25 protein-coding genes are annotated in these 22450 nt (G+C 35.8%); 12 read left to right on the forward strand and 13 right to left on the reverse strand.

Annotated elements, in window-relative coordinates; all coding sequences use genetic code 11:
- Nucleotide 1 precedes the first annotated feature (1 nt).
- From B5488_RS09025 to B5488_RS18275, 3 genes are read left to right on the forward strand one after another with little or no spacing between them, the layout of a single operon-like run.
- On the forward strand, nt 2-469 hold the full coding sequence (locus tag B5488_RS09025) for a FixH family protein (protein ID WP_231919715.1): 468 nt from the start codon (nt 2-4) through the stop codon (nt 467-469).
- Nucleotides 470-1171, forward strand: coding sequence for a sulfite exporter TauE/SafE family protein (locus B5488_RS09030; protein WP_079734960.1), 702 nt, complete (start codon nt 470-472; stop codon nt 1169-1171).
- A gap of 15 nt (nt 1172-1186) precedes the next feature.
- Nucleotides 1187-1321, forward strand: coding sequence for a hypothetical protein (locus B5488_RS18275; protein ID WP_257787181.1), 135 nt, complete (start codon nt 1187-1189; stop codon nt 1319-1321).
- 87 nt (nt 1322-1408) lie between these two features.
- Here the strand turns inward: B5488_RS18275 and hemN are convergent, their stop codons facing one another.
- Nucleotides 1409-2764, reverse strand: a complete 1356-nt coding sequence (gene hemN, locus B5488_RS09035) for an oxygen-independent coproporphyrinogen III oxidase (protein ID WP_079734961.1) — start codon at nt 2762-2764, stop codon at nt 1409-1411.
- Nucleotides 2765-3055: 291 nt separating this feature from the next.
- Between hemN and B5488_RS09040 the strand changes: the two genes are divergently transcribed.
- The 9 genes from B5488_RS09040 (at nt 3056) to B5488_RS09075 (ending at nt 9746) form a co-directional block, all read left to right on the forward strand.
- On the forward strand, nt 3056-3520 hold the full coding sequence (locus tag B5488_RS09040) for an SRPBCC family protein (protein ID WP_079734962.1): 465 nt from the start codon (nt 3056-3058) through the stop codon (nt 3518-3520).
- Between the two features lie 75 nt (nt 3521-3595).
- Nucleotides 3596-4663: an AI-2E family transporter gene (locus tag B5488_RS09045; protein WP_079734963.1), complete on the forward strand. Its 1068-nt coding sequence runs from the start codon at nt 3596-3598 to the stop codon at nt 4661-4663.
- A gap of 42 nt (nt 4664-4705) precedes the next feature.
- A complete protein-coding gene (locus tag B5488_RS09050) occupies nt 4706-5536 on the forward strand; it encodes a DUF1853 family protein (RefSeq protein WP_079734964.1) in 831 nt (276 codons plus the stop codon).
- Between the two features lie 85 nt (nt 5537-5621).
- Entirely contained in the window at nt 5622-6497 is an 876-nt protein-coding gene (locus tag B5488_RS09055) for a cation diffusion facilitator family transporter (RefSeq protein WP_079734965.1), read from the forward strand.
- A gap of 114 nt (nt 6498-6611) precedes the next feature.
- Nucleotides 6612-7769: a baeRF7 domain-containing protein gene (locus B5488_RS09060; RefSeq protein ID WP_079734966.1), complete on the forward strand. Its 1158-nt coding sequence runs from the start codon at nt 6612-6614 to the stop codon at nt 7767-7769.
- A 91-nt stretch (nt 7770-7860) separates the two neighbouring features.
- Nucleotides 7861-8601, forward strand: a complete 741-nt coding sequence (locus tag B5488_RS09065; RefSeq protein ID WP_079734967.1) for an NYN domain-containing protein — start codon at nt 7861-7863, stop codon at nt 8599-8601.
- A 79-nt stretch (nt 8602-8680) separates the two neighbouring features.
- Nucleotides 8681-8950 carry a GlcG/HbpS family heme-binding protein gene (locus tag B5488_RS09070; RefSeq protein ID WP_317041922.1) on the forward strand — a complete coding sequence of 90 codons (270 nt, stop codon included), beginning with the start codon at nt 8681-8683 and terminating at the stop codon, nt 8948-8950.
- Nucleotides 8951-8964: 14 nt separating this feature from the next.
- Nucleotides 8965-9072 carry a heme-binding protein gene (locus tag B5488_RS18340; RefSeq protein WP_317041923.1) on the forward strand — a complete coding sequence of 36 codons (108 nt, stop codon included), beginning with the start codon at nt 8965-8967 and terminating at the stop codon, nt 9070-9072.
- Nucleotides 9073-9236: 164 nt separating this feature from the next.
- The gene (locus B5488_RS09075; RefSeq protein ID WP_231919716.1) at nt 9237-9746 is read left to right on the forward strand and encodes a VOC family protein; all 510 of its coding nucleotides are present in this window, start codon (nt 9237-9239) and stop codon (nt 9744-9746) included.
- Nucleotides 9747-9810: 64 nt separating this feature from the next.
- On the opposite strand, the gene hisIE is transcribed toward B5488_RS09075, so the two are convergent.
- The 12 genes from hisIE to B5488_RS09135 all read right to left on the reverse strand — a co-directional run bounded on the left by hisIE (nt 9811) and on the right by B5488_RS09135 (nt 22449).
- The gene (hisIE, locus tag B5488_RS09080) at nt 9811-10428 is read right to left on the reverse strand and encodes a bifunctional phosphoribosyl-AMP cyclohydrolase/phosphoribosyl-ATP diphosphatase HisIE (protein ID WP_079734968.1); all 618 of its coding nucleotides are present in this window, start codon (nt 10426-10428) and stop codon (nt 9811-9813) included.
- Between the two features lie 242 nt (nt 10429-10670).
- Nucleotides 10671-11426 (reverse strand): imidazole glycerol phosphate synthase subunit HisF, encoded by a 756-nt coding sequence (hisF, locus tag B5488_RS09085; protein WP_079734969.1) that lies wholly within the window; start codon nt 11424-11426, stop codon nt 10671-10673.
- Nucleotides 11427-11465: 39 nt separating this feature from the next.
- Nucleotides 11466-12206: a 1-(5-phosphoribosyl)-5-[(5-phosphoribosylamino)methylideneamino]imidazole-4-carboxamide isomerase gene (gene hisA / locus B5488_RS09090; RefSeq protein WP_079734970.1), complete on the reverse strand. Its 741-nt coding sequence runs from the start codon at nt 12204-12206 to the stop codon at nt 11466-11468.
- Between the two features lie 49 nt (nt 12207-12255).
- Entirely contained in the window at nt 12256-12498 is a 243-nt protein-coding gene (locus B5488_RS09095; protein WP_231919717.1) for a four helix bundle protein, read from the reverse strand.
- A gap of 133 nt (nt 12499-12631) precedes the next feature.
- Entirely contained in the window at nt 12632-13225 is a 594-nt protein-coding gene (gene hisH / locus B5488_RS09100) for an imidazole glycerol phosphate synthase subunit HisH (protein WP_079734971.1), read from the reverse strand.
- 70 nt (nt 13226-13295) lie between these two features.
- On the reverse strand, nt 13296-14438 hold the full coding sequence (hisB, locus tag B5488_RS09105) for a bifunctional histidinol-phosphatase/imidazoleglycerol-phosphate dehydratase HisB (RefSeq protein ID WP_079734972.1): 1143 nt from the start codon (nt 14436-14438) through the stop codon (nt 13296-13298).
- Between the two features lie 163 nt (nt 14439-14601).
- Entirely contained in the window at nt 14602-15648 is a 1047-nt protein-coding gene (gene hisC, locus B5488_RS09110; protein ID WP_079734973.1) for a histidinol-phosphate transaminase, read from the reverse strand.
- A gap of 104 nt (nt 15649-15752) precedes the next feature.
- Entirely contained in the window at nt 15753-17036 is a 1284-nt protein-coding gene (hisD, locus tag B5488_RS09115) for a histidinol dehydrogenase (protein WP_079734974.1), read from the reverse strand.
- Nucleotides 17037-17124: 88 nt separating this feature from the next.
- Nucleotides 17125-17988: an ATP phosphoribosyltransferase gene (gene hisG / locus B5488_RS09120; RefSeq protein ID WP_079736570.1), complete on the reverse strand. Its 864-nt coding sequence runs from the start codon at nt 17986-17988 to the stop codon at nt 17125-17127.
- Nucleotides 17989-18288: 300 nt separating this feature from the next.
- Complete coding sequence (locus tag B5488_RS09125; protein ID WP_079734975.1) at nt 18289-19587, reverse strand: serine hydrolase domain-containing protein; 1299 nt, start codon at nt 19585-19587, stop codon at nt 18289-18291.
- 10 nt (nt 19588-19597) lie between these two features.
- Entirely contained in the window at nt 19598-20416 is an 819-nt protein-coding gene (locus tag B5488_RS09130; protein WP_079734976.1) for a prohibitin family protein, read from the reverse strand.
- 14 nt (nt 20417-20430) lie between these two features.
- Nucleotides 20431-22449, reverse strand: coding sequence for a hypothetical protein (locus B5488_RS09135; protein WP_079734977.1), 2019 nt, complete (start codon nt 22447-22449; stop codon nt 20431-20433).
- Nucleotide 22450: the final 1 nt, after the last annotated feature.

Genomic DNA, 22450 nt, shown 5'->3' on the forward strand with positions numbered 1-22450 from the left:
TATGGGATTAAAAAAGGAAAAGATGAAAATAAACTGGGGAACAGGAATTGTGATTGGAATGGCACTTTTTATCAGTTTTATTATGTATTTGGTGATTAATATGCTCACCGACACAAAATTTGACCACGATTTGGTAACCGAAGAATATTACCAGAAAGAATTACACTATCAGGAGGAAATTGATGCAGAAAATAATGCTTTTTCTTTGGAAAAAAATATTAGTGATCGCCGTGTAAAAGATGGATGGCTCGTTGAGTTTCCCAAAAACCTGGAACTTTCTAAAATTTCAGGAAATTTAAATTTTTATCGCCCGTCTAATGCAAAGCTAGATTTTAATATCCCTTTGGAATTAACCTCACATCAAATTTTTATTGCGGATAAAAATTTGGTTAATGGACGTTGGAATATCAATATTCACTGGGAATATGAAGAAACTCCCTATTTATATAAAAACGAAATAGTTTACTAAATGTGGGTTTCGGCACTAATATTCGGGCTTTTAGGAAGTTTTCACTGCGTGGGTATGTGCGGTCCTATTGCGTTTTTATTGCCGGTAGATCATAAAAACAATTTAAAAAAACTTGGCCAGATCGCGCTTTATCATTTTGGAAGACTAAGCTCTTATGCCATTATAGGACTTTTATTTGGGTTGCTGGGCAACAGTTTTAGATTGTTTGGGCTTCAGCAGCAACTTTCAATTTTAGTGGGAATTTTAATGATTTTGATAATTCTTATTCCGTATAAAAAATTCAGTAAATACAACGGTTCAAAATTTATTTTCAAAATTGTTTCAAAAGTAAAAAGCAGCCTGGGAAAACAATTGAAACAAAAATCACCCGATACTTTTTATACCATTGGATTTCTAAACGGTTTTCTCCCTTGTGGACTCGTTTATATGGCGGTTTTTGGAGCTATCGCTTCGGGAACGGCTTTAGAAGGCAGTTTATATATGGCACTTTTTGGCCTGGGAACGGTGCCTTTAATGACTGCCGCTATTTACCTCGGAAACTTTATTAATCTTAATCTTAGATCAAAAATTAGAAAAGCGGTTCCCGTGTTTGTAGTAATAATGGGAATGCTGTTTATACTTAGAGGAATGGGACTCGGAATTCCATACCTCTCCCCTATGGAAATAACTCCGGAAATTACAGCAGCGCAAAGCTGCCATTAACCTAAAACACTTGTTATGAATTTATTTGACACTATTGCATTGGTAAATTGGGAACTGGGCACTTTTCTAATCGCGATGTTTTTTGTTGTTTGTGCCGGCTTGGTGCTTATTGTTCTAAATATGATAGGCAGCGGAAATGACAAAGAATAAAACTTGATTTTTTTTAAAAAAAGAACCCAATAAAAAAGTCCGTCTGGAAAGTTTCCAAACGGACTTTTTTGCATTACCACTTTCAAACTAAACCGTCATAGAAAATAATTGGGTGTTGGGTTTTTGTGCCTGCATTCTTAAATCGAAAGCCATACAAATATTACGAATAAAAGCTCTTCCCTTTTCAGGGATTGTTAATCCATTTTTAGAAAAAGTAACGAGTCCGTCTGCTTCCATTTCCCGCAATTTAATAAGTACCTCTGGTAATTCTTCAAAATAATCTTCAGGTGCTGCCCAGTTCGTTTCCAGGCGACACATTAAATTAAGGATATGTTTTCTTATCACCAGATCTTCTTCATTTAAAATATGCCCACGAAATACCGGAATAATCCCTTCGGCAATAAGTTCCTGATATGCTTCAACCGATTTCTCATTTTGTGCAAAACCGTACCAGCTGTCACTTATTGCTGAAACTCCCAGGCCAATCATAGAAGTCCCTGAAGAAGTGGTATACCCCATAAAATTTCTATGTAATTTTTTTTCCTCTACAGCTTTATAAAGAGTGTCACTTTTAAGTGCAAAATGGTCCATCCCAATTTCTACATAACCGGCATCTTCCAGCATTTGCTTTCCTGTTTCATACATTTCCCGTTTTTCATCTCCCCCGGGAAGATCAGAATCCTTAAAACCACGCTGCCCGTTACCTTTAATCCACGGTACGTGAGCATAGCTGTAAAACGCAATACGATCTGGCATTAATTGTTTTGTCTTTTCTATGGTATCAATAATATCTTCTTTGGTTTGAAATGGTAACCCAAAAATAATATCGTGCCCTACCGAAGTAAAACCGGCTTCCCGTGCGTGATCTGTAGCATCTTTTACATTTTGAAAAGGTTGAATTCTATGTATAGCTTTTTGTACTTTTTCACTATAATCCTGTACGCCATAACTCACCCTTCTAAAACCAAGTTCAGCCAGGACTTTTAAATGTTCTTTGGTAGTATTATTAGGATGTCCTTCAAAACTTAATTCTGTTTCACAATCTCTATCAGCTTTCCGAAAAAGCATTTTGAGAAGAAATTTAAGATTCTCAGGAGCAAAAAAGGTTGGGGTACCACCGCCAAGATGCACTTCCCGAATAATTGGTTTATCTCCCAGCATTTCAAGATAAAGATCCCATTCCCGTAGTACGCTTTCTATATAGGGCGTTTCAACCGAATGCTTTTTGGTAATTCGCTTATTACAACCACAAAAAGTACAAAGGCTCTCACAAAACGGTAAGTGTATATAAAGACTAATTTCTTTATTTTCTTTAAAACTTCGTATTAAACTGTTTTCCCAGGCACCTGAAGAAAATGTTTTGTCGTCCCAATACGGCACAGTAGGGTAACTGGTATAACGTGGTCCCGGTACGTTATATTTAGTAATAAGATTAGAAGACATAAAAGCTATAGTTTTTTACAAAATTAAAATACGTATGGCTTATTTGATATGAGTAGGATCAGGTTTTGTCTAATAATTCAAACAATTATTGCTATAAGTTTGTTTTAATTGAAAAAATCGAATTCTCTATTTTAGAGATTAATAATTCCGATTTTTGTAAAATGACTTGTTAATTTTTCTTAAATTTAAATAAATAAACAAAAACGAAATAGATAATTTTTAATACTCGCATTTACATTTTTAAGCGAGGAATTCTTATAAACTATACTGTTTAATTTAAAAATCAGTTTTATGTCCCGAAAAATTAAGAAGGAAATTCGAATTAATGAAAATGGAAGTAAGGTGTTTAATGCGCTGGTAAGCCCAAATTTAATTAAAGAATGGTGGGGTGCTTCTCAGGCCATTGTGGTGCCAGACGAAGATGGTGTTTTTGCCTTAAGCTGGGGAGAAAACCCTGATAAAGCCGATTATATTGCTGCTGCCACTATTTCAGAATTTAAACCCCATGTAAAACTTACCTTAAGCAACTATACCTATTTGGCTGACAACGAATATTTACCCTTTAAGGCAAAATTTAAAGTGAAATTTAGGATTCAGTGTGAAACTAATTATTGTGTCTTAAAATTAGAACATTCCGGTTTTCCGAATAAATCTGAAGCAGATAAATTTTATTCAGACTGTGAATTAGGTTGGGAAGAAAACCTGGAATCGCTAAAAAATCTTGTAGAAAAGGAAAGTTTGCCGGTTTATAGTTAATATGTGTTTCAATTTTATGAAGAATAGAAAAATTAAATTTCTTTTTCTACCTTCATAGCTTTAAACCAACTTTAAATGAATTCGGCACAAAAAACATTGCTCTACCCGCTCGTTGCTTTGGTAATAGGCGCTTATTTTCTTTTTACAGGCCTGGTTGATGCCAAGGGCTTCCTTGCTCCATTAGTTACAGCAATAATTCTTGCACTGCTGCTAATTCCATTAGCTAATCTTATGGAAAATAAGCTAAACCGCCTATTTTCGTCACTTTTAAGTACCATACTCTTACTTTTATTTTCTTTTGGGGTTTTTATTCTACTCTCTTTCCAAGTTAAAAATTTTGTAGACGATTGGGATAAAATTAAAGAAACCATGACCCCCAAAATAGAACAGCTGCAAAACTATGCTTACGAGCATACCGCTTTAAGTAGCGAAGATTTAGAACAATACAAAGAAGAAAATGATATACAAAGTATGCTCACTTCTGGCGGAAATTCGGGTCAAAAGGCATTTAATTTTCTTAACTCAGTAATCAGTTTTTTAAGTAACTATTTACTCACTTTTATTTATATTTTTTTCTTACTGAATTACAGAAGACGCTTTAAAATATTTATTCTAAAACTATTTTCAAATGAGCGTAAAAAAGAAGTCAAACAAATTATTGATGAAACTGCCCGGGTTGCACAGTTTTATTTAAGAGGAAAATTAATCTTAATTATAATCCTTTCTATTCTTTACAGTATAGGGCTTGGGATCTCGGGCGTGAATAATTATATTTTAATTGCAGTAATTGCTTCTTTTCTTACCCTTATTCCCTTTATAGGAAATATTATTGGGATGGGTCTCGCCTTAATTTTTGGTTACCTAACCCAGGGCGAAACCAGTATTCTAATTGGCGTAATCCTAACTTTTACCATCGTCCAGTTTATTGAAAGTTATGTTCTGGAACCGTTTATTGTAGGCGATAAGGTAGATATTCATCCATTTTTTGTTATCCTGGCAATAATTCTGGGTAATATGATTTGGGGAGTTATGGGAATGATCCTGGCCATTCCGGTATTGGGAATTTTAAATGTAGTCTTTAATCATGTTCCGACTTTAAAACCTTTTGGATACCTGCTAAGCACAGATGAGGAGAAAGATTAATTAGATCTTTCAAAAACTACCTTGGGTCTCTAAATAAAAAAAATGGAAAATCGTGTTGGTAAGCAATTTGAAGGTTTTTTAAAAACACCTCCACTTTGGATAAATCCCTTTCAGGAAATAGAGCAATTTAAACTTCCTGGAATTGAGGAGCCATTAACGCAATCTTTAACCGAAGATTTACCGTCGCTCTCTTCAAATTTCGTGATGGGAAAGCGGGTAGAACGCTTTTTTGAATGGATAATTAGGCAAAACTCAAACTATAACCTCCTGGCTGAAAATATGCAAATTAGCCGGCATAAAATTACCCTGGGAGAACTCGATTTTCTAATAGAAGACTTAATAAACCGACAAGTATTTCATATTGAAATGGTTTATAAATTCTATGTTTACGATCCTTCTTTCACATCTGAAACCAACAGATGGATTGGTCCCAACCGCCGCGATACTTTACTACAAAAAACCGAAAAACTAAAAGAAAAACAGTTTCCCTTACTTTTTAAAGATGAGACAAAAGTGTTGTTGAATTCATTAGGTTTAAAGTCGGGTGAAATACTTCAGAAAACTTGTTTTAAAGCTAATTTATTTGTGCCGAAACAATTTCAGGATAAGCATTTCCAGGAAATTAATAATGAATGTGTGGTGGGGATATGGCTTCAATTTAAAGATTTTATTTCAGCTGAATATCGTGGTTTCCAATTTTACGCTCCAAAAAAGCAAGACTGGCCAATTTTACCAAAACATGGCGAAAATTGGGTTAATCATTCAGAAATAATTAGCCAAATTAAAAATTCTTTCGAAAAGAAAAGAGCACCATTAATTTGGGTAAAAAAACCGGGCAATAAATTTGAACGCTTATTTGTTGTTTGGTGGTAGGTGAAACGATTTTTTAGAAATATAGGTTAATCTCCATTGAATAATATAATTCCCATTAAATTTGCAGTCTGAACCACACCACCCAATGGACCAAAATAGCAGCGAAGCAATAAAGGCCTCCTGGCTTAGCATTATAGGAAACGCTCTATTGGCTATTGCTAAATTTATCACCGGGATTTTGGGGAATTCTTACGCATTAATCGCCGATGCCATTGAGTCTACTACCGATGTGTTTTCGTCGTTTTTAGTACTATTAGGACTTAAATATTCAAGTCGACCACCAGATAAAAATCATCCTTACGGCCACGGCAAGGCCGAACCCTTAATGACTTTTGCTGTAGTAGGATTTTTAGTGGTTTCAGCTACCGTTATCGCTTACGAAAGTATAGATCACATTAGGACTCCGCACAAAGTTCCTGAACCTTATACCCTTATTGTACTTGCGGTCATTATAATTATTAAAGAATATTTCTACCGGAAAGTTTCTAAAAAGGGCGATGAAACAAACAGCACCTCTCTAAAGGCTGATGCCTGGCACCATCGCAGCGATGCCATTACTTCGCTAATGGCATTTATAGGAATTTCTATCGCACTCTTTATGGGAAAAGGTTACGAAACGGCAGATGACTGGGCTGCGCTTTTTGCGTCCGGATTTATTTTATACAATGCCTACCTCATTTTACGCCCTGCGCTTGGCGAAGTTATGGACGAGCATATGTATGATGATATGATTGACGATATTAGAAAGATATCAGGCAGGGTCACCGGAGTTTTAGATACCGAAAAATGCTATGTTAGAAAAACCGGAATGACCTATCACGTAGATCTTCATATTACTGTAAATGCAGAAATTAGCGTAAAAGAAGGTCATGATATTGCTCACAATGTAAAGAATGAACTCCTGGCCCACTTCCCCGAAATATTTGACGTACTTATTCACGTGGAACCCGATGATATTTAATAAACCAATTTCTTGACATCTTCTTAAGATTAGCGTTAAACCCCTGCTAAAGCCTATTGAAATAACACGAAATCAACTTATCTTGAGTATTCAGTTAACCAAAAAATTAGTAAGATGAGTTTGATTAATGAAAAAGACCTGCAAAAATTAAGCAATCAAGAAAATAAAACCTGTATTTCTATTTTTATTCCAACGGAAAGAGCTGGGAAAGATGTATTGGAAGAAAAAAATAAAACCCACCTGAAATCTCTGTGGAAAGAGGTTGGAAACGAGCTTAAGAAGAAAGATATTTCTGAAGAAAAAATTCAGGAAATTGGTAAACCCATTGAAGAGCTTATTAACGATAAATCTTTTTGGCGCCATCAAAGCGACGGACTCGCAATTTTTGCCGCTGAAGGTTTTTTTGAAAAATATACGCTTCCCGTAAACTTTGAAACGCATACGTATATTTCTAACGAGTTTTATATAAAACCGTTAGTTCCTATCTTATCTGGTGATGCCCGGTTTAATTTGCTTAGCCTTCAGGTTGAAGAAGTAAAGTTATATGAAGCTACCAAATTTAGCATCGGTACCGTAGAGATAGACGATTTGGTTCCTTCGAGATTAGAAGATCGTGTGGGTTATGACTATGAGGAAAAAACCTTACAACAAAAAAGTGGAGCTTCTTCCATGGGTCAAAAAAACATGCACGGCCATGCCGGTTCTGACCGAGAAAGAAAAGATGAAATTCTAAGGTTTTTCCATGCAGTAGATAAAGGTTTGAATGAATATCTACAAAAAGAAAAGTTACCATTAGTAGTGGCTTGCCAGGATTATTTATTTCCTATTTATAAAGAAGCTAACACCTATCAAAATTTTTATGAAGAAGTAGTTCCTGGCAATCCTTCAGATACCGATATGTTTGGCTTGCATCAGGCAGCCTTAAAAACCCTTGAACCCTTTTTGGAAAAGACAAAAAAGGAGAAAATGAAGAAATTTAATGAACTGAACTATACCGATAATACGGGCACTTCAGTAACCGATATTCTTCCGGCAATCCAACAGGGAAAAGTAGATACATTATTCCTTGAAAATCGAAGCGAAATCTGGGGTACTTATAACAATGATAATATGAATGTAAGTATAGATGATGAGCAGACGAGTAAGAATTATTCTTTAATGAATTGGGCCGCCAAAGAAGTTTTAAGACAGGGTGGAAATGTTTTTCTAATCCCCGATGCCCAAATGCCCGAAAAGCAATCAAAAATGAATGCGCTTTATCGCTTTAATTAAGCAGTGCATTTAATTCTAAAATAGGAAAAGACGGCCTTGAGCCGTCTTTTTTAGGTAAAAAAAGTATCTTTACCAGATAAATAAAAAATTTATGGATACAAACCTTGCGGTGTTAATAGATGGAGATAATATCCCCTCGGCCTATATAAAAGAAATGATGGAAGAAATTGCCAAATACGGCAATCCCACTATTAAAAGGATTTATGGTGACTGGACAAAACCCCATTTAGTAAAATGGAAAAATGTTTTACTGGAAAACGCTATTAATCCCATTCAGCAATATGGTTACACACAAGGAAAAAACGCTACAGATTCTGCGATGATTATCGATGCGATGGATATTTTGTATTCAGATAAAGTAGATGGTTTTTGCCTGGTTTCCAGCGATAGCGATTTCACAAGATTAGCTACAAGACTGCGTGAAGCAGGAAAAAATGTAATTGGAATTGGAGAGAAGAAAACCCCCGAACCATTTATCGTAGCTTGTGACCGGTTTATTTATATTGAAATTCTAAAGAATACTGAAAAAGATAGTGAACAGGGAACCGAAAAAGGCGGAAAGGCCACTAAAAAGAAAAACGTAGATAAAATTACTCCAAAAGTGGTTCGGCTTATTTCTCAAACAATTTCAGATGTTGCCGATGAAGACGGCTGGGCATTCCTTGGCGATGTGGGAAGTTTGCTTCAGAAAAAACAACCCAATTTTGATTCTCGTAATTACGGTTTTCAAAAACTCACCCCAATGATTCATTCTATAGATAAATTTGAAATTGAATCGCGAACAAATCAAAGCAGTAAATTCAAATTAATTTACGTGAGAAACAAAGATTAAATATTCGTTATAATCCTCTTAAAATCACTAAATTCCATTTTTCATTCTATAATTTAGGGCAAATTAAAAACCATAAATTATGAATATTACTTTAGCACAGGCACAAAAAGTAATTGCCGCCGCCGAAAAGAAATCGAAAGAATTAGATGTAAAAATGGATATTGCCGTCGTAGATTCTGGCGCAAATCTAACTGCATTCGCCAGAATGGACGGCGCTTGGTTGGGCTCGGTAGATATCGCTATAAAAAAAGCAAAAACAGCTCGATTTTTTGATATGAATACCGGAGAAATTGGAAAATTATCCCAACCCGGGGAAGCGCTGTTTAACATTCCAACAACGGACTTATAACGTTTCCCGGTGGCGTGCCTTTAAAAAACAAAAACGGTGAAATTATTGGAGCTGTAGGAGTTTCTGGAAGTTCTGTAGAAAACGATCACGCAGTTGCAAATTATGCTGCAGAAAGCATTTAGAATAATAAAATGAACTCTATTATTTGTTAAATGGAAGCCCTATTTTCGGCTTCCATTACATCTCGTTTTATAAGGGTCGCAAATTTTACTTCGCGGAAAATATATTTGTCTAGAGAATTTAAAGTTGAGCTAAAATACGGGCCGACCGGCAAAAATTGACATTAATGAACAATATACCACAGCCAAATATTGGCTTCATTACGCAACAAAACTATATGAAAAAATCATTCATTTTAATTACCCTATTTTTCATCTTTTCTACGTTTTCCTCAAAAGCTCAAGAGCTTAATTCTAAAATCACTATCGATCATATCGCAGTTTATGTAGTTGATCTTGATAAAAGTACCAATTTCTATGAAAACATCATCGGATTGGAAAAGATACCCGAGCCATTTAACGATGGCAAACATACCTGGTTTAGTTTGGGATCAAATGTTCAACTGCATTTAATTAAAGGTGCATCTAGCTTTATTGAACCCGATAAAAATAGCCATCTTTCCTTGTCTGTTTCATCTGTTTCTAATTTTATCAAGGTGCTGGAGAAAAATAAAATACATTATGAAAACTGGCCTGGAGAAAAACAAGCGGTTACCAATCGCGTTGACGGAGTAAAGCAAATTTATATCACAGACCCTGATGGAAACTGGTTAGAAATAAATGATGCAAAGAAATAAAGAAGTTAAGGCTGTATTTAGCAAACTAACAACAGTTCATTCAAATATACCTGGTTAAGTCTCTTTAATGTCTCTTTTCCAGAACTTCTGTGATATCTTTTAGGGAATAACCTTTAGCTTTTAGCAGAATTAAATAATGAAAAAGTAAGTCGGCGCTTTCATTTAAGAATAAATCGGCGTTATCATCTTTAGCTTCAATAACCGTTTCTACAGCCTCCTCACCTACTTTCTGTGCGATCTTATTCATTCCGGCGTCAAAAAGCGAAACCACATACGAGTTTTTATCTTCTCGCAATTCAGGCTCAACCTCGCTCATTCTTTTGCGTTTTGCGATAATTCCTTCCAATTGAGAAAGGAAACCGAAATTAGGCTCATTTTCTTCTGCCCAACAAGTATCAGTTCCTTTATGGCAGGTTGGTCCTTCAGGCTTAACAGAAATCAACAAAGTATCATTATCGCAATCATTTTTTATATCAACAAGATGAAGGAAATTACCACTTTCTTCGCCTTTAGTCCATAAACGGTTTTTGCTCCTGCTGAAAAAAGTTACTTTTTTGGTTTCATTGGTCTTCAAAAATGCTTCTTCGTTCAGGTACCCCAACATCAAGACATTTTTTGTTGAGGCGTCCTGGATTATCGCAGGTACAAGTCCGTCGCTATTTTTATTAAAATCTATATTCATATTTATTTTCTTTATCTATGTCACCCTGAATTTATTTCAGGATCTAATATTTTTATTGAAGAGGAACTTTTTTATAAGATTTGAACCCCGTCATCCCAACCTGAAGCTTCGGGATTATTTCAATATCTAATAATTATTTCAAACTAGTTAGAAGCTGAAACAAGTTCAGCTTGACGAAAATATAACGCTAACCAAGCTCGTTTCTCTATTCTACCTTCTCTTCTCTTTTTTCTCGCTTCCACTTAAAGCCTAACTTCCACTCCATTTCTACGAAGTTCTTCTTTTAAATCTTTAATCTCAATTTCTTTAAAATGAAAAACACTGGCTGCAAGTGCCGCATCAGCCTTCCCTTCAATAAAAGTATCGCAAAAATGCTGCATATTTCCAGCACCACCTGAAGCAATTATTGGAATATTTAATTCTGATGATAAAACTGCCAGTGCTTCATTCGCAAATCCAGCTTTGGTACCGTCATTATTCATAGAAGTAAATAAAATTTCACCAGCGCCACGCTCTTCAACTTCTTTAGCCCATTGAAATAAATTGATATCTGTAGGTATTTTTCCACCAACCAAATGCACCAGCCATTCGCCGTTCACCTGTTTAGCATCAATCGCCACCGTAATACACTGACTCCCGAATTTAGCAGCAAGCTCGTTAATTAGTCCAGGATTTTTGACCGCCGAAGAATTTATCGAAACTTTATCGGCTCCATTTTTAAGTAAAATATCCACATCTTCTACTGATGAAATTCCACCGCCAACTGTAAAAGGAATGTTTACTTTTTCGGCAACCCGTCTAACCAAATTGGCCAGAGTTTTTCGCTTCTCTTCAGTAGCCGAGATATCAAGAAAAACCAATTCATCTGCCCCCGACTTCGCATAAATTTCTGCGAGTTCGACAGGATCACCGGCATCGCGTAAATCTATAAAATTCACTCCCTTAACGGTTCTTCCGTCTTTAATATCCAGGCAGGGTATAATTCGTTTTGTAAGCATTTTCTTAATTTTAGAAGTGAAAAGTTAGCAATACAAATACTAACTTCTCTCAATTATAAATTTCTCTAATTCTTTCATCTGGATACGACCTTCATAAATCGCTTTTCCTATTATAGTGCCTTCGCAGCCAAGTTCAGCTAATTCTGGTAACTCGCTAAAGGTAGAAATTCCTCCGGAAGCTATAAGTTTTAGTTTTTTATCTTCTGATGATGTTTCCTCAAGAATTCTGCGGTAAAGTTCAAAGGAAGGACCTTCCAGCATACCGTCTTTAGAAATATCGGTGCAAATTACATAGTTTATACCTTCTTCCTGGTATTCCTGTATAAAAGGAATCAGTTCTTTATTAGATTCCTCCTGCCAGCCGCTAACCGCTATTTTCTCGTTATTAGCATCAGCTCCAAGAATAATTTTTTCTGAACCAAATTTCTGAATCCAGGATTTAAAAGTATCAGGGTCTTTAACGGCAATACTTCCACCGGTAATTTGATGGGCGCCACATTCAAAAGCGATTTGTAAATCTTTATCGGTTTTTAATCCACCACCAAAATCAACTTTTAAGTTGGTTTTTGAAGCGATCTCTTCCAGGATTTTATGGTTTACAATATTTTTTGATTTTGCGCCATCCAGATCTACCAAATGTAAATACTGAATTCCGTGTGCCTCAAAATTCTTAGCCACTTCCAGCGGATTTTCATTATAAATTTTCTTGGTATTGTAATCGCCTTTGGAAAGACGAACACATTTACCTTCAATAATATCTATAGCGGGAATTATTCTCATTTAAAGTACGAAGTTAGAAGTTTGAAATACGAAGTATTAAAAATTAAAATTATGTTTTCTTGTTTTGTTGTTTGCGTCTTGCTGTATTTATTGATGCTACAGTAATGGCCAATATCTCTTCTGCCTCACGGTGTAGGTTTTGTGCTTTTCCAATTTCTTTATCTTTCATAATTTCCATAAATAATTCAAGAAAATACATACTCTCATCTGCTTCTTCTTCAACAATTTTGAGTTTATTTATAAAATCGGCAGTAGATTTCGCACGTTGAGAAGCTCTATAATTAGCCCCCACCGAACTGGAACAACGAATAAGCTGATTAGCATATGCTTTGTATTCTCTGGAAAGGTATTTTCCTACAGAAAAACCAACAATCTAATGCAAACTGCTTTGTTCTGCTTTTTAAATCTTTCATCCCTTCGTCCTTTTAATTTCGTACTTCTAACTTTAGAAAATTCTCCAGAATTTTCTCACCGGCGTCACTACTTTTCTCAGGATGAAATTGAACTCCATAAAAATTATCTTTCTGAATTGCGGAAGTATATTCCACTCCGTATTCAGTAGAGGCAATGGTTTCTGCACATTCTTTAACGTAAAAGCTATGCACCAAATACACGAATTCTCCTTCTGAAATTCCGGTAAACAGCGCTGATTTTAGATCATAAATTTTATTCCATCCAATTTGCGGAACTTTTAATTTATTGTCGAATTTCACTACGTTGGCGTGAAAAATTCCGAGGCCATCTGTATCTCCTTCCTCGCAATAAGTACACATTAACTGCATTCCCAGGCAAATTCCTAATACCGGCTGTTTTAAAGTTGGAATCACTTTATCTAAACCGGTTGACTTTAGCATTTTCATTGCACTGCTGGCCTCGCCCACTCCAGGGAAAATCACTTTATCTGCCGCTTTAATTTCTTCAGCATCGCTGCTTAAAATCGCATCATATCCAAGTCTTTTTATCGCAAATTTTATACTTTGAATATTCCCGGCTCCGTAATCAATAATAACTATTTTCATTTTTTAGTATTGAGTAATTAGTACTGAGTATAGAGTTTAAAGATCTCGTAACTCAGCTCAAATTTATCTTTTACAGCATTCCTTTAGTTGATGGCAAAATCATTTTTTCAGCATCGCGTTTTACCGCTACTTTAATTGCTTTGGCAAAAGCTTTAAATATCGCTTCAATTTTATGATGTTCGTTTTGACCTTCGGCTTTCACATTTAGGTTAGCTTTAGCACCATCGGTAAACGATTTAAAGAAATGGTAGAACATTTCCGTAGGCATTTTTCCAACCATTTCACGTTTAAATTCGGTATCCCAAACAATCCAGTTTCTTCCTCCAAAATCTATAGCCACCTGCGCCAGGCAATCGTCCATAGGCAGGCAAAAACCGTATCGTTCTATACCAAGTTTGTTGCCCAAAGCTTTACTAAAAACTTCCCCCAAAGCAATTGCCGTATCTTCTATGGTATGGTGCTCATCAACTTCTAAATCGCCCTTAACTTGAACCCTAAGATCCATTTGCCCGTGACGTGCAATCTGATCCAGCATATGATCAAAAAATGCAATTCCAGTGCTTATTTCTGATTTTCCGGTTCCGTCCAGATTAAGATTTATAAAAATATCGGTTTCATTGGTTTTCCGACTTATCTCTGCAGTTCTGTCGTTTAATTTTAAAAATTCATAGATTTTCTTCCAACTACCAGTTTTTAAAGAGATGGTTTCTTTAATCTTGCCCTTATCATTTTTGACTTCATCGGTTGCCAAATCTTCGTGGGTATCTATAAATATACCTTTTCCACCAAAATTATAAGCAAACTCAATATCTGTAAGTCGGTCACCGACCATAAAAGAATTCTTGAGATCATAGTTTTCTTCGTTATTCAGATACTTCTCTTCTAAAAGTCCGGTATTGGGTTTCCGGGTAGGAGAATTATCTTTTGCAAAAGTGCGGTCCATTAGCACTTCCTTGAACTCCACTCCTTCATTTTTAAAGGTTTGAAGAATAAAGTTCTGAATAGGCCAAAAATCTTTTTCAGGATAGGCTTCTGTTCCCAAACCATCCTGATTAGTCACCATAACCAACTCAAAATCCAGTTCTGTGGCAATTTTCTTTAAATAATATAAAGCTTCCGGATAAAACTCCAGCTTTTCAATACGGTCTACCTGGTAATCTTCCGGCTCGTGAATTAAAGTCCCATCACGATCTATAAATAATACTTTTTTCATAATCTATTTTGTCATTTCCGCGAAGGCGGAAATCTAATATTCTTTAAATTTTAATTCTATTACTTAGTTTGGTTTGAACCACCCCGCCCTGCGGGCACCCCTCCTTGAAAAGGAGGGGAACTTTATTTTTTTGTAATTGCTGAAACAAATTCAGCATTTCGAATTACTGAAGGCTTCGCAAAGCCTTCAGTAATTTCTCATTCTCCTCTCCAGTCCCAACCGTAAACCTTAAGGTATTTTCACAAAGCGGTTGTGTGGTTCGGTTTCTAATTACTATACCTTTTTCTAATAGTTGATCATATCTTTTATTTGCATCATCTACTTTGACTAATATGAAATTAGCATCTGAAGGATATATTTTTTCAATAAATTTAACTTCAACTAAAGCTTCACTTAAAAGAGTTCTTTCCTTGAGCAAATCAGACACTTCCGTATCTACTTCTCCCTTTCTTAACACACGATCTAAAGCTCTTACCTGAGTTAATTCGTTTATATTATAGGGAGGTTTTATTTTATTTAAAATCTCTATAATTTCTACCGAAGCATAGCAAATTCCCAACCTGATTCCAGCCATCCCAAATGCTTTGGAAAGCGTTTGCGTAACCACCAAATTAGGAAAATCCTGAAGCTTTTTTAACCAACTATCTTTTGCTGAAAAATCGATATAGGCCTCGTCAATGATTACCAGTCCATTAAAACTTTCCAGAATTTCTAATATATTTTCTTCGGAAAATGAGTTTCCGGTAGGATTATTCGGCGAACACAAAAAGATCATTTTTGTGTTTTGGTCTACCGAATTCAGAATTTCTTCAACATTTGGTTCAAAATCTGAATTTAGTAAAACTTCCTTATTCTCTATATTATTGATATTAGCCAGTACCTTATACATTCCATAAGTTGGCGGTAAAGTGATCACATTATCTTCGCCCGGCTCACAAAATGCTCGAAACAATAGATCCAGCACTTCATCGCTCCCATTTCCCAATAAAATATGTTCTGTCGAAATATTTTTAATTTTTGCCAATTCGGCCTTTAGGCTTCGTTGTTGCGGATCTGGATAACGGTTTACATCAGTTTGAAACGGATTTTCATTAGCATCCAGAAAAACCATTTCTGAGCCCGTAGATTGGTATTCGTCCCTGGCCGAAGAATAAGGTTTTAAACCGGCCACGTTCGGCCTTACCAGGTTATTTATATTTAAGTTTTTCATTCTTTTTGAATGGGTCTTATAGCGTCATTCTGAATTTATTTCAGAATCTAAGATGTAATTAAGTTAGACCCTGAAACAAGTTCAGGGTGACGAAATTTTAAAAATTATTTCAATTCCTTTAATCGTAAAGTCACCGCATTTTTATGCGCCTGTAAACCTTCTGCTTCTGCCATTAATTCTATAGCAGGACCGATTTTACGAATTCCATTTTCTGAAATCTTCTGAAAAGTCATACTCTTCATAAAACTGTCCAGGTTTACACCGCTATATTGCTTGGCGTAGCCATTTGTTGGTAAAGTATGGTTTGTTCCAGAAGCATAATCTCCAGCACTTTCTGGCGTATAATTACCAATAAAAACCGAACCTGCATTTTGAATTCCTTCAGTATAAAAAGTTTCATTTTCGGCACAAATTATAAAATGTTCGGGACCGTATTCGTTAATTATTTCCAGGATATCTTCCTTGTTTTCAATATAAATCAGTCTGGAATGGGCAATAGCTTTTTCAGCAATACTTTTTCGGGGTAAATCTTTCAATTGAATTTCCACTTCAATTCCAACTTTTTCAATAAGGTCTTTGGAGCTAGATACCAAAATAACCTGGCTATCGGCGCCGTGTTCCGCCTGGCTCAGCAAATCTGATGCTACAAAGGCTGCATTTGCCGTATCATCGGCAAAAACCAGAAGTTCTGAAGGTCCGGCAGGCATATCTATGGCAACATTATATCGAGTAGCCAATTGTTTGGCAACAGTTACAAACTGATTTCCGGGACCAAAGATCTTGTAAACTTTAGGGACACTTTCCGTCCCAAACGTCATTGCCGCAATTGCCTGAATTCCTCCAATCTTAAAGATTTTAGTTACTCCGCATAACGCAGCCGTATAAAGAATGGCGGGGTGTACATTTCCCTCTTTATCGGGTGGCGTACAAAGTACAATTTCTTTGCAGCCGGCTATATTTGCGGGAGCAGCCAACATTAAAATAGTAGAAAATAAGGGAGCGCTGCCGCCGGGAATATATAAACCTACCTTTTGAATTGGTCTTTTTTCCTGCCAGCATATTACGCCATTTGTAGTTTCAACTTCAAATCGTTCGGTTTTCTGAGCGGTGTGGAATTTTTCGATATTTCTTTTGGCCAGTTGAATGGCTTGCTTTAAATCTTCTGAAATTCGAGATTCGGCTAACCTCACTTCATCTTCAGAAATCCGGGTGTTTTCAAGATTTATTCCATCAAAAAGTTCAGTATATTTTGAAACTGCGGCGTTTCCTTTGGCTTTTACTTCAGCAAAAACCTGGTTTACCGTTTCTTCAATATCTTCTACGGTTTGCGTTGGGCGTTTTAAAATTTCCGGCCATTCATCCTGGGAAGGATTAAAAAATTTTTTCATCAGTATATAATTTTAATTCCATAATTGGAATTCTTAACTGGCTCATTATATATGCCTGTTTATAATTTTGAATCCAGCATCATGCTGGTTAAAGTACCATTTTTTCGATTGGAGCTACTAAAATACCTTCGGCACCGTTTTGTTTTAATTCATCGATAACATCCCAAAAACGCTCTTCGTTAATTACGGTGTGGATAGAACTCCAACCTTCTTCAGCAAGTGGTAAAACGGTCGGGCTGCGCATTCCCGGTAGCAATTTGATGATATTTTCTAAATTATTATTTGGCGCATTTAAAAGAATATATTTCGAAGTTCTAGCGTTTAAAACAGATTTCAGCCTGAATTGTAATTTCTCTAAAATAGTTTTTCTCTCTTCTGAAATTTTAGGCGAAATAGCCAGTACAGCCTCACTTTTTAGCATCACTTCCACTTCTTTCAGCCCGTTTTTGAAAAGCGTGCTTCCGCTGGAAACAATATCACAAATACCATCGGCCAGGCCAATGTTTGGAGCAATTTCCACAGAGCCATTAATAATATGCAATTCGGCCGTAATTCCTTTCTTTTCAAGAAATTCATTTACCGTATTAGGGTAGGAAGTTGCAATTCTTTTCCCGTCCAGATCTTGAATTCCGGTATATTTCATCGACTTTGGTACTGCGAGAGAAACACGACATTTAGAGAAACCTAATTTTTCTCCCTGGATGATATCATTCCCTTTTTCGATTAAAACATTTTCTCCAATAATAGCAACATCTACCACACCATCTCTTAGGTACTGCGGAATATCACCATTTCGCAAATACATAACTTCCAAAGGAAAATTGCGGGAAGAGGCTTTAAGCTGCTCTTTTCCGTTATCTATAGAAATTCCTGCGTCTTTTAATATTTTTAGCGAATCTTCATTTAACCGACCCGATTTTTGAATAGCAATTCTTAATTTTTCCTGACTCATTTTAATTTTTCTTTTAAACTTCAAATTTTTTAAATGAAGCTTGATGGTTATATAAAACAAAAAACCCGTTTGAATAGCTCAAACGGGTCTTAAATATGCTGGAAATTACAACACACCAAATTTACCTCGCCTGAGCGCAGTTGTAAAAATGATGGTGATGTAATTGAAAGTTCTTCATTGTGATTACAAATCTAAATATAAATTTTAAACTGCAAAACAGCTTTCTTGTTTTTTATGAATTGTTTGATTAAAAATACTGTGCTTACCATCTTTTATTAGAATTAATAAGGTTGTATTATTCTAATCATCAATAGCACTAAAAAGCATTTGCCTGAATTTCCAGGCAGTCTCATCGTCTGTATTACCCTGGGTTTGCTTTAACAGAATACCAATGATTTGCTCCTCGGGATCGGCGAAATACTGTGTATTGAAATAGCCACCCCACTCGAAAGTACCTGCACTACCCTGCCCTCCAGAAATTTCTCCGGTTTCGCTAACCACTCCAAAAGCAAGGCCGTAATATTGATTGGGAAAATTAAATTTTTCACCGCTTTGATCACCCAGAATAATAGCTAACGTTTTTCGGCTTAATAAACGTGTGCCATTGTATTCTCCCCCGTTTAGATACATTTGAAGGAATTTAGCATAATCTTTTGCCGCTCCCGAAAGTCCCGCACCACCAGAAAAGAAAGTACCATTTTCTGTTAACGGATAATCTGTATTATAAAACGTGTTCGGAAAATCTTCCCATTTCTCATCTTTTTTATGCTGTACAGACACTAAGCGATCCTTATTTTCTAAAGGCTGATAAAATCTTGTATCATTCATTTCTAGCGGATCGAAGATTCTCTCTTGTAAGAATTCATCAAAACCCTGTCCTGAAATTACTTCAATAAAATAACCAAGCACATCTAAACCTAAACTATAAGTAAATTTTTCACCGGGTTCGTGGTGCAATGGTAAAGTCGCTAATTTCTTTACATTTTCTCCAATGCTAACTTCTTCTTCAGTGAACAATTCGGTAATTCCCGCCTTTGCGTAAATCTTTTTAATACGCTCGTCACTGTCTATCGCTCCATAACCAAGTCCAGAAGTATGCGTTAGCAGATGTCGAATAGTTATTTCATTTTCAGCTGGCGTAGAAGTAAAACTGCTGTCAGATTCATTAAAATTCTTTAGAATTTTGGGATCTTTAAATTCAGGAATATATTTTGAAATAGGATCGTCTAAGCGAAATTTACCTTCTTCCCAGAGCATCATCACCGCTGTGGCCGTAATGGCTTTTGTTTGGGAAGCTAATCTAAAAATCGCATCTTTTTCAAGTTGTTTTCCCGAAGCATTTGCTTCACCATAAGCTTCGTGAAAAACAATTTTCCCATCGCGGGCTATTAAAGCGACCGCTCCCGGAATTTGATTATCATCAATTGCCGATTTCAGCATTGCTTCAATCTTCTGAATTCTTTCTGAAGACATTCCTACTTCAACAGGTTCAGCTGTTTCCAGTATCCCCGAATTATTTACAGAACTGGTTTGTGCAGAAAGAGCAAGGCTTCCTATAAAAATAGAAAGCCTTGCAATATTTAAGAAAATAGATTTCATTTTCAATATTTTAATTTGAACCACCTAAAATTAAGGGTAATCCTCCTTCGCCTGAACCTATAACAACCGTTTTGGCGTTATTAGATTTAGCGAGTTCTACCGTGGCTTGAATTCCTTTTTCCTTTAAAATGTTAGGAGTTAAGGAAGCATTCAAAATTTCGTTTGCACGCGCTTTACCTTCAGCATCAATACGCTGGCGTTCTGCCTCTTGCGTAGCTTTGGTCAACCTAAATTCATACTCCAAAGACTCCTGCTCCTGGCGTAATTTGCGCTCTATCGCATCTTTAATGTTTGGAGGGAGGGATACATCACGTACCAGAACCTCGTTAACCTGAACATATTGATCTTTAAGTAAAATTTGGGTTTCTTCTAAAATTTCTTTTTGAATAGCCTCCCTTTTACTGGCATATAGTTGCTCAGGATTATATCTTCCTACAACCGATCTTGCTGCCGATCTTACCGCAGGCTGGAGCAAACGCCTAATGTATTCTTCACCCTTTTCGCGGTGTAAGCTCCCCAGGTTAGCATAAGAAGGCTGAAACCAGGTAGAAGCATCAATATCAATTTGAAGGCCGTTAGAACTTAAAACCTGCATTTTCTCTTCAAGAGATTGTTGTCTCACTTCATAAACAAATACTTTGTTCCAGGGAGCTACAAAATGAAAACCTTCATTTAAAGGAGGCTCATCGGTAACTACACCTTCATCAAAGGTTTTATAAAGAACGCCAGCCTGACCGGAACCAATGGTAACGGTAGATTTAGCGACAAAAATTATTAAAAGTACGATTCCTATAACAATAGGAATTCCGAGTTTGGGTAATCTTTCCATCTATGTAATTGTATTTAAATTAATCCTTTGTATTTTCTGAAAAACCATTCTGCGGCGAGTATCAAAACAAGCAGAAATAGAAGGTAATACCAGTCTACCAAAGGTACAATTTTTTGACGGCTTTTTTGAACAGGTTTGTATTTATCCTTAGTTAGAAGTGCATTACTTATCTCCTTAAGTTGGTCTTGATAATAAACTTTAGTGCCAGAGTTTTCAGCTAAAGCTTGCATTGCATTTTTATTGGCTGAAATAAACTGCTGTTCAATATTATATGCAATTACTTCAAAACTTCCGGTACGGGCTATTTGAGAGGTAGATTCAGTAATTTTAAAATCGTAAGTTCCAGCTGGTAAACTGCCAAAATCAACTTCATAACCATTGTTTTTTAGAATCAATTGAGATTCTAAATTTTCTGCGGAAATCACTAAATCTGCGTTTGGGTCAAATTGATAATTTTGATCGAAGAAATTGGCGGTAATCTTTATAGCTTCATTTTCGTAATAAAAAGATTTATAATCTACAGTTAACCGATCGCGCTGTTTGGTAGAAGCTATATTCTGAACCAGTTTGCCAATAAAATTATCGAATTTTTCGAATGATTTATTCTCTAAATAAGTATTAGAGCGCCATCTCCAGATATTTTCTCCAAAAATAAATGCGTTTTTATTTTGGCCTTCACCGGCAATAGCGATTAAGGGCTGAGAAGTTTCTACATTTTCTATTTCCTGAAAATAAATGCTTTCAAAATTACTGTTTTGAACACTAAGATTTCCAAATTTATCTTCGAGCGGGGGGAAATCTAAAAACCCTGTTTCTTCAAATTGAAATTGATTAAAATTGGGATTTTTTACAGCAAAAATTTCCTGTGACTGATTCATAAAATCTTTCTCTACAAAATCCTGAATATTATTGAGAAAATTCCAATCGGTTTGAGTTCCGGTAACCAATAGGTAATTTTGAGTATTTTCTTCCAAATCTTCAAAAACTGGTGCAAAACCGGAAGTAGGCTGATATAATATAATTAGCTGATATTCTTCCAAATTTGATAAATTATCCTGAAGATATTTTATATCCAGTTGTCGCTGTTTATTGGTTTCTATCGACTTTTTAAATGTTCCAATATCTGGATGTGGCGTGGCACTTATCAGTAAAATTTTACTGCGTTCGTCAATAACTTCTACCGCAAACTTCCTGATGTTATTTGCCGTGTTTTTTTCATTTTCTAACGGAATAATTTCAGCTTCATACGAAAGAACACCAAGACTCGAAGCCGGAAGCTCAGCCCGAATTACCGCCGAATTGTTATCTGGATTAAGAGAAATTTTTTCTGAAAAAATTACATTTTCACCCGATCGAATTATAAATTCTGAATTTACCTGCCCTTCTCCTGAATAAGAAATAAAAACTTCTACCGGAAACCTATTATTCAAAAAAGCATAGGTATTTACATTAAATTGAGTTAATTCTAAATCTGAATATTGCGCGGTATCACCTACCACTAAGGGATAAATCTCCTGGTTATTTCCTGGTTTAAAGTAACGAAAATCCCTACCCGTACTTTGATTGCCGTCAGAAATAAGAATTACGGCCGTAGCTTTTTTTCTAAATAATTCTTTTAGTGATTCCAGCGCAGCGTTAATATTGGTTTGAGGTGTTTTAAATTGTGGCTTGTTAGAATTTGATAATTCATTACCAAAATTATACTGAGTCAACTCAAAACGTTCCTGTAGTGCTTTATTCGCCCTTAACTCTTCTAAGATTTTCTGTACTGTATCTTCCTGTTCTAAATGTGCAATAGATTCAGAATCATCTACAGCCAAAATTAAATTTGGTTTTTCGAGTTCGTAAGTTGTAGAAGTGATTTTAGGATTTATAAGTAACAAAAGAAGTATAAAAACAGAAAGAAAACGTAAAGCAAAGAAAATATAGCTTTCTCTTCTCTTATTCCTATTCTTAAAGAGATACTGAAAAAAAGCAAACCCCAGCGCAATGATAAAGGCCAGGGCTATGAGTATGATGTTGCTTATGTTCATT

It is taken from the genome of Salegentibacter salegens (assembly GCF_900142975.1).
In the GTDB taxonomy this organism is placed as follows: Bacteria; Bacteroidota; Bacteroidia; order Flavobacteriales; family Flavobacteriaceae; genus Salegentibacter; species Salegentibacter salegens.

Bases quoted from the DNA above. Each gene is read 5' to 3' on its own strand.
- hisF (WP_079734969.1), bottom strand. From the start codon at position 11,426: ATGCTTACAAAACGAATTATACCCTGCCTGGATATTAAAGACGGAAGA.
- B5488_RS09070 (WP_317041922.1), top strand. From the start codon at position 8,681: ATGAATATTACTTTAGCACAGGCACAAAAAGTAATTGCCGCCGCCGAA.
- B5488_RS09030 (WP_079734960.1), top strand. From the start codon at position 470: ATGTGGGTTTCGGCACTAATATTCGGGCTTTTAGGAAGTTTTCACTGC.
- hisA (WP_079734970.1), bottom strand. From the start codon at position 12,206: ATGAGAATAATTCCCGCTATAGATATTATTGAAGGTAAATGTGTTCGT.
- B5488_RS09130 (WP_079734976.1), bottom strand. From the start codon at position 20,416: ATGGAAAGATTACCCAAACTCGGAATTCCTATTGTTATAGGAATCGTA.
- B5488_RS09060 (WP_079734966.1), top strand. From the start codon at position 6,612: ATGAGTTTGATTAATGAAAAAGACCTGCAAAAATTAAGCAATCAAGAA.
- hisD (WP_079734974.1), bottom strand. From the start codon at position 17,036: ATGAAAAAATTTTTTAATCCTTCCCAGGATGAATGGCCGGAAATTTTA.
- B5488_RS09135 (WP_079734977.1), bottom strand. From the start codon at position 22,449: ATGAACATAAGCAACATCATACTCATAGCCCTGGCCTTTATCATTGCG.
- B5488_RS09065 (WP_079734967.1), top strand. From the start codon at position 7,861: ATGGATACAAACCTTGCGGTGTTAATAGATGGAGATAATATCCCCTCG.
- B5488_RS18275 (WP_257787181.1), top strand. From the start codon at position 1,187: ATGAATTTATTTGACACTATTGCATTGGTAAATTGGGAACTGGGCACT.
- B5488_RS09045 (WP_079734963.1), top strand. From the start codon at position 3,596: ATGAATTCGGCACAAAAAACATTGCTCTACCCGCTCGTTGCTTTGGTA.
- B5488_RS09055 (WP_079734965.1), top strand. From the start codon at position 5,622: ATGGACCAAAATAGCAGCGAAGCAATAAAGGCCTCCTGGCTTAGCATT.
- hisB (WP_079734972.1), bottom strand. From the start codon at position 14,438: ATGAAAAAAGTATTATTTATAGATCGTGATGGGACTTTAATTCACGAG.
- hisH (WP_079734971.1), bottom strand. From the start codon at position 13,225: ATGAAAATAGTTATTATTGATTACGGAGCCGGGAATATTCAAAGTATA.
- hisG (WP_079736570.1), bottom strand. From the start codon at position 17,988: ATGAGTCAGGAAAAATTAAGAATTGCTATTCAAAAATCGGGTCGGTTA.
- B5488_RS09050 (WP_079734964.1), top strand. From the start codon at position 4,706: ATGGAAAATCGTGTTGGTAAGCAATTTGAAGGTTTTTTAAAAACACCT.
- B5488_RS09075 (WP_231919716.1), top strand. From the start codon at position 9,237: ATGAACAATATACCACAGCCAAATATTGGCTTCATTACGCAACAAAAC.
- B5488_RS09025 (WP_231919715.1), top strand. From the start codon at position 2: ATGGGATTAAAAAAGGAAAAGATGAAAATAAACTGGGGAACAGGAATT.
- hemN (WP_079734961.1), bottom strand. From the start codon at position 2,764: ATGTCTTCTAATCTTATTACTAAATATAACGTACCGGGACCACGTTAT.
- B5488_RS09125 (WP_079734975.1), bottom strand. From the start codon at position 19,587: ATGAAATCTATTTTCTTAAATATTGCAAGGCTTTCTATTTTTATAGGA.
- B5488_RS09040 (WP_079734962.1), top strand. From the start codon at position 3,056: ATGTCCCGAAAAATTAAGAAGGAAATTCGAATTAATGAAAATGGAAGT.
- hisC (WP_079734973.1), bottom strand. From the start codon at position 15,648: ATGAAAAACTTAAATATAAATAACCTGGTAAGGCCGAACGTGGCCGGT.
- hisIE (WP_079734968.1), bottom strand. From the start codon at position 10,428: ATGAATATAGATTTTAATAAAAATAGCGACGGACTTGTACCTGCGATA.